Origin of the sequence: Kitasatospora putterlickiae (genome assembly GCF_039527695.1) — a bacterium.
Lineage (GTDB): Bacteria > Actinomycetota > Actinomycetes > Streptomycetales > Streptomycetaceae > Kitasatospora > Kitasatospora putterlickiae.
The window spans coordinates 1-2,199 of sequence record NZ_BAAAKJ010000119.1 but is presented as its reverse complement, the minus strand read 5'-3'; the positions used below and the strand labels follow the sequence as shown (position 1 = coordinate 2,199).

The 2,199-nt window shown below is 76.0% G+C and carries 1 protein-coding gene and 1 pseudogene; one reads left to right on the top strand and one right to left on the bottom strand.

All coding sequences use genetic code 11. The annotated features are described in order from the left end of the window. Positions 1-41: 41 nt before the first annotated feature. Positions 42-1,493, top strand: coding sequence for a glycosyltransferase 87 family protein (locus ABD308_RS12395; RefSeq protein ID WP_344332707.1), 1,452 nt, complete (start codon positions 42-44; stop codon positions 1,491-1,493). A 5-nt stretch (positions 1,494-1,498) separates the two neighbouring features. On the opposite strand, the pseudogene ABD308_RS12390 reads toward ABD308_RS12395, so the two are convergent. Continuing rightward, a pseudogene (locus tag ABD308_RS12390) lies at positions 1,499-2,199 on the bottom strand (hypothetical protein); the annotation flags it as partial.

Sequence of the window (2,199 nt, the reverse complement as noted above, 5' to 3'; positions counted from 1 at the left end):
GGCGCCGCCGGCGGGACGTCCGAGACGAACGAGGGAGCGCAGTGGAGTTGGCCCCGGCCACCGAGTCCGGTACATCCAGCGGCGCCGAGGGCTCCGGCATGGCGCTCGCCGTCCGCCGCGAGCCCGCGCAGAGCACCACGCGCCCCTCCGGCCGCTCGGGCGCGCTCCTGACGCTCGGCGCGAGCTGGGTGGCCACCCGGACGCTCCTGGTGCTGCTGGTGACCGGCGTGCTGCGGATGCCCGGCGGGGACATCACCGCCGACGTCTGGCTGATCTACCACGGCTGGTACGGCGTGCTGCAGACCGGCACCTTCCCGCTGGACGACGTCACCTGGCAGTACCCGCCCGGCGCCGCCCTGGTGATCCTGCTGCCGGGCCTGCTGCCCTGGTCCTACCTGGTGTCGTTCTGGGTCCTCTGCGGGATCGCCGACGCGGCCGCGATGGCCCTGCTGGTCCGCACCGGGATGCGCAAGGGCCGGGCGCTGACCGGCGCCTGGGTCTGGGTGGCGGGCGTCCCGCTGCTCGGCCCGATGATCTACAACCGCTACGACGTGATCGTCACCGCGATCGCGGTGGCCGGCCTGCTGGCGCTGGTCCGCCGGCCGGCGATCGGCGGCCTGCTGCTGGGCCTCGGCGGCATCGTCAAGATCTGGCCGCTGCTCGGCCTGATCGGCACCCCCTCCGGGCGGCGCACCCGCCGCGCCTGGACCGCCGCGGCCGCCGCGGCCGCCTCGATCGGCTTCCTGCTGGCGGCCGGGATGAACGGCGCGTTCGAGTTCCTGACGTTCCAGAAGGACCGCGGCATCGAGGTGGAGTCGGTCGGCGCGCTGCCGATCCACTTCGCCCGGATCGCCGGGGCCTGGGACGGCAAGGTGATGATGAACTACGGCTCGGTGGAGATGCTCGGGCCGTGGGTGGACGTGGTCAGCAAGGTGATGCTGGCCGGCACGGTGCTCGGCTTCGGCTGGCTGCTGCTGTGGCGCTTCACCGCCCGGCGGCGCAACGCGGCCACCATGTACGACGCGGCGCTCGCCGCGCTGCTGATCTTCACCGTGACCAGCCGGGTGATCAGCCCGCAGTACCTGGTCTGGCTGGTCGGCGTGGCGGCGGTCTGCCTGACCGTGCGCAACAGCAGCCAGCGGCCGGTGGCGCTGCTGATCCTGGCCGCGACCCCGCTGACGCTGGTGGAGTTCCCGCTGCTCTTCGGCGACGTGGTCGCCAGCGAGCCGGGGGCGATCGCCGTGCTGGCCGTGCGCAATCTGCTGCTGCTGGCCGCCACCGTGCTGTCCTGCGTGCGGCTCTGGCGCTCCACCCGGCGCACCGAGCGGCTTGCGGAGACCGTGGTGCTGGCCCGCCCGGAACCGGTCCCGGCGGCCGCGTTCTCGGTCCGCCCGGGCATCGCGTACGAGCAGGACCTGCTGGACGGCATCGACCGGCCGCGGACCTCGCCCGGCGAGCGCCGCCAGGGCGCCCGGCCCTCGGCCCGGCCCTAGGGTCCCTAGGGTTCCCGGGCGAGCGCCCGGACCTCGGCCTGCCAGAGCCGGGTGAACTCGGCCAGGCCGAGGCCGAGCCGGTCCCGGAGCAGCCCGTCCAGCCAGGCCTGCCGGTCCGCGCCCGGGGCCGCCGCGCCGACCGCCCGGTAGAGCGCCACCAGCCGCTGCGGCCCGTAGCGGCGGGCGATCAGGTCGCAGGCCAGCCAGGCCTGTTCGTAGACCTGGGCGAGGCCCTCCCCGCCGGCCGTGAAGGCGGCGTCCTCGGGCAGCGCGGTGGGCAGCCGTCCGGCGGCGACGTCCCGGGCCAGCTCCGGGGCGATCCGGGCGGCCGGGCGGCCCGTGTCGCGGTAGCCGGTCCAGTCGGCGGCGCCCTCGGAGAGCCAGAGCGGCGTCCAGGCCCGGGTGTCGGCGCGGGTCGCCACGTGCACCGCCTCGTGGGTGACCACCACCTGCCGGCCGAAGTCGCTCAGACCGGCCCAGATCTCCGGGTTGACCAGGACCCGGTCGGCCGGGGCGTTCAGCGGTGCGCCGGGCGCGGCCACCGTGACCGCCGCCAGGCCGGACCAGCCGGGCCGCTCGTCCGCCAGCAGCCGGGTGAACTGCTCGCCGGTGGCGGGAAGTTCGAGCAGCAGCCGGCCGGCCCAGGCGGTGCCCCAGAGGGCCTCGACGGCGGACACCGCCCGGTCGCCGACGGCCGCCGGCCCGG